The sequence below is a fragment of the Planctomycetota bacterium genome (assembly GCA_026387035.1).
In the GTDB taxonomy this organism is placed as follows: Bacteria; Planctomycetota; Phycisphaerae; order FEN-1346; family FEN-1346; genus JAPLMM01.
The window spans coordinates 1-2,937 of the sequence record JAPLMM010000113.1 but is presented as its reverse complement, the minus strand read 5'-3'; the positions used below and the strand labels follow the sequence as shown (position 1 = coordinate 2,937).

Annotated in this window: 3 protein-coding genes; all 3 read right to left on the bottom strand. The window is 71.3% G+C overall.

What is annotated here, in order from left to right; genetic code table 11:
- Positions 1-243 precede the first annotated feature (243 nt).
- Positions 244-1,029 (bottom strand): acyl-CoA dehydratase activase, encoded by a 786-nt coding sequence (locus NTX40_03910; protein MCX5648232.1) that lies wholly within the window; start codon positions 1,027-1,029, stop codon positions 244-246.
- The gene (locus tag NTX40_03905) at positions 1,026-2,408 is read right to left on the bottom strand and encodes a 2-hydroxyacyl-CoA dehydratase family protein (protein MCX5648231.1); all 1,383 of its coding nucleotides are present in this window, start codon (positions 2,406-2,408) and stop codon (positions 1,026-1,028) included. The genes NTX40_03910 and NTX40_03905 overlap by 4 nt, the downstream gene beginning before the upstream one ends.
- Positions 2,405-2,937 (bottom strand): 2-hydroxyacyl-CoA dehydratase family protein (locus NTX40_03900; protein MCX5648230.1); only part of this gene is annotated, 533 nt, incomplete at its 5' end. The genes NTX40_03905 and NTX40_03900, both read right to left, overlap by 4 nt.

The following is a 2,937-nucleotide window of genomic DNA, read 5'->3' as shown; positions in this document are numbered from 1 at the left end:
ACCGGCCCCGAGGGCGGCTCGAGCGATTCGCCCGCGCAGAGACAGACGTTCTTTTCCTTGAATAGCGAGCAGGGGCAGGCTTTCTTCGCGTCGCAGATGCAGTGCCCCAGATGCATCGACCTCTGCATGACGCGCCGGCGTTTCTCCGGGTTGATCATGAGCCATCGCCCTTTCCGTGGCCCGCTCCCCTCGGGGCCGGTCGTTTGTACGGCTTTTCTCTCGGCGCGTCAAATGCCGCGCGGCTCACGCGGAGGCCGACGCCTGCCGACAGGCGATCAGGGCCGCCCCGAGGGCCCCCGTCATCTGCGGGTCGGGGCAGACGCGGACCGGCGTCGCGAGGGCCGAGGCGAGGGCCTCAGCCATGCCCGGCACGAGGGCGACGCCGCCCGTGAAAATCACGGGGGATGTGACGTCGCGGCCGAGCATGGCGGCGACGCGCGAGGCGATCGACGCCTGGACGCCCGCCACGATGTCCTCCCGCCGCGCACCCGACGCCAGGAGGCCGATGATCTCCGTCTCGGCGAAGACGACGCACATGCTGCTGATCGGGGCCGGCGCTTCGGCGGCCCGCGCCAAGTCGCCCAGCGAATCGAGGGGCGCCCCGAGGCGCGAGGCGACGACCTCGAGGAACCGGCCCGTGCCGGCCGCGCACCGATCGTTCATCGCAAAGTCGCGGACTGTGCCGTCGGAGTTCAGGCGGAGGAGTTTCGAGTCCTGGCCTCCGATCTCCACGATCGTCGCCGCGTCCGGAACGCGGTGGCGCACCCCCACCGCGTGGCAGGTGATCTCGGTGACGGTGGTGTCGGCGCAGGAGACGGCCCCGCGGCCGTAGCCCGTCGCGACGATGCGGGCGACGCGGCGGCGCGGCAGGTCCTCGGCCCGGAGAAGTTCCTCGAAGAGTTCCTGCGCCGGGCCGTCGTGGTCCGTTCCCTGGTCGCGGACGGCGGCGGCCAGCACCTGGCCTCGCTCGCTGTCGAAGAGCGCAATCTTCAGGGCCCGCGACCCCGCGTCGATCCCGGCACAGATCATCTCTTCCTCCGTTCCTGCACGGTTTCCACGAGCGCCTCCAGTTGCGCCCTCAGGGTCGGCCTCATCGGGTCGGCCAGGGGCGGCACCTCGATCTCAACGACCGGGACCGCGAGCGACCGGCGGACGGTGCGACCGATGACCGCTCCCTCCAGGGCGCAGTGGCTCGCCCCGGGAATGCGCGAGACGAGCACGGCCTCGGCGCCGAAGGCGCGGGCGTCGCGCTCGATCCGGGCCGCGCGGTCCGCCGACGGGCCCGCCATCGGGTCCGCCAGCGCCATTCTCGCCAGGGCTTCCATCGGAGGCAAGTCCTCGGGGATCAAATCCAGGGCGTGGGAGAAAAGGAACTCCGTGCCGGCCAGCCGGCCGCCGCAGTCCTCCAGGAGGTTCATGACGCGCAGGTCCGCCACGGGGTTGACCCAGAAGACCCTGGCGGCCTCCTTTGCCACGATGCCGACCTTTTCCTTGACGCGTCGGCGAACTTCCTCCAGGAGGTCCGCGAGGACGCGGATCGTCTCGGCGCGGTCCGAGCAGAAATGGATGGCGAGCATTTCGGCGATGAGCATCTCGAGGGCCGGCATCGGACACACCTCGGCCGTGTAGGCGAGCCGGCGCAGTTCGGCCAGCAGCCGGCGGACGCGGTTGGCTTCGGCGACGCCGGCGGCCAACTCGGCTTCGCCCAGAGGCGCACCGGCCAGGGCCTCGAGAGCCGACCGCACGCGCTCCAGTTCCGCCCGCACCAGCGCGACCTCGGACGCGGGCGCCGAAAAGCCGCCCGGAAGTTCGACGGCGGGTTCGTCCGGCTCCGGGCGGCGGCGGTGCGGCATCTCCCACCAGAGAATCGGGTGGCCGAGTGATTCGACGCGCTGGGCGATGGCCGAAAAATCGTCGCACACCGCACCGGCGCTACATATGAGAATGTCCGGGATCGGGAAATGCGCGCGGTTGACGAAGGCGCCCAGCATCGCGCGGACGGGGCAGAACGCCTCGCCGAAACCGAGCGACTGGGCGATGCGGAAAAGGCCATCCGAAAGTTCCATGACGCAGGGCGTCCACCACGCGCCGTCGGGATAGAAGGCGACGACGTTCGGGAGGGCGTAGGCCATGACGGCCACGGTGCCGAGGTCCTTCATCGCGCCGACGATTTTCGCCCCGGCCGCGCGGGCGGCGTGCAGGCGTTCCTCCTCCGTCAGGAGGAAACTCCAGAGGCGCAGCGCGGCCGGGGAGGCGTCGTACTCGAGCCTCAGGAGCCGGCGGTCGCCCTCCGCGACGTGGCGGCGGAGCGGCCCCACGTACGCGGGCATAGGGGCGCCGGCCGAGCGGCGGCGCTCGCACAAAAGGTCGAGTTCCTCCATCGAGATTCGTTTGGGGGGCGGGTTCATCGCAGCACTTCCAGAAAGGCCTGGAGCCGGTTGGCGGTTCGGCGATCGGCCCCCTCGTCGCCGGAGACGTCCAGGTCCAGAACGGGGAGGCCGGCGAGGTCCCCGGCGCGAGCGGCGAAAGCGGCCCAGAGGTCGCACCAGACGTAGCGCCAGAGGACGACGGCGCGGGCGCCGCTCGAGGCCAACTCGCGCCCCAACCAGGCGACCAGCGCGTCGTCGGGCCGGCGAAAGGCGTCGGGAATACGGCCGAAGTAAGCGTCCACGAGTTCCAGGACCGGATCGTCGCGGAGTCGGCGGCGATCGAATGGGGCCGGGAGCGTCCGGGCGCCGCTCTCGGTTCCGTCCAGGACGACGGCGCCGCCGGCCTCTTCGATCCGGTCGAAAACTTGCGCGTCGTTGCGCATGAGCGGCCCACCGACCACCGCGACCGGGATGCCGTGCGGCAGCGAGCGGCGCTCGCCTTGAAGGCGCGGCCGCTCATCCCGGTCGAACGCGGCGATGGCCTCGCTGGCCTCGCGGGGCGCCAGGA

Bases quoted from the DNA above. Each gene is read 5' to 3' on its own strand.
- NTX40_03910 (MCX5648232.1), bottom strand. From the start codon at position 1,029: ATGATCTGTGCCGGGATCGACGCGGGGTCGCGGGCCCTGAAGATTGCG.
- NTX40_03905 (MCX5648231.1), bottom strand. From the start codon at position 2,408: ATGAACCCGCCCCCCAAACGAATCTCGATGGAGGAACTCGACCTTTTG.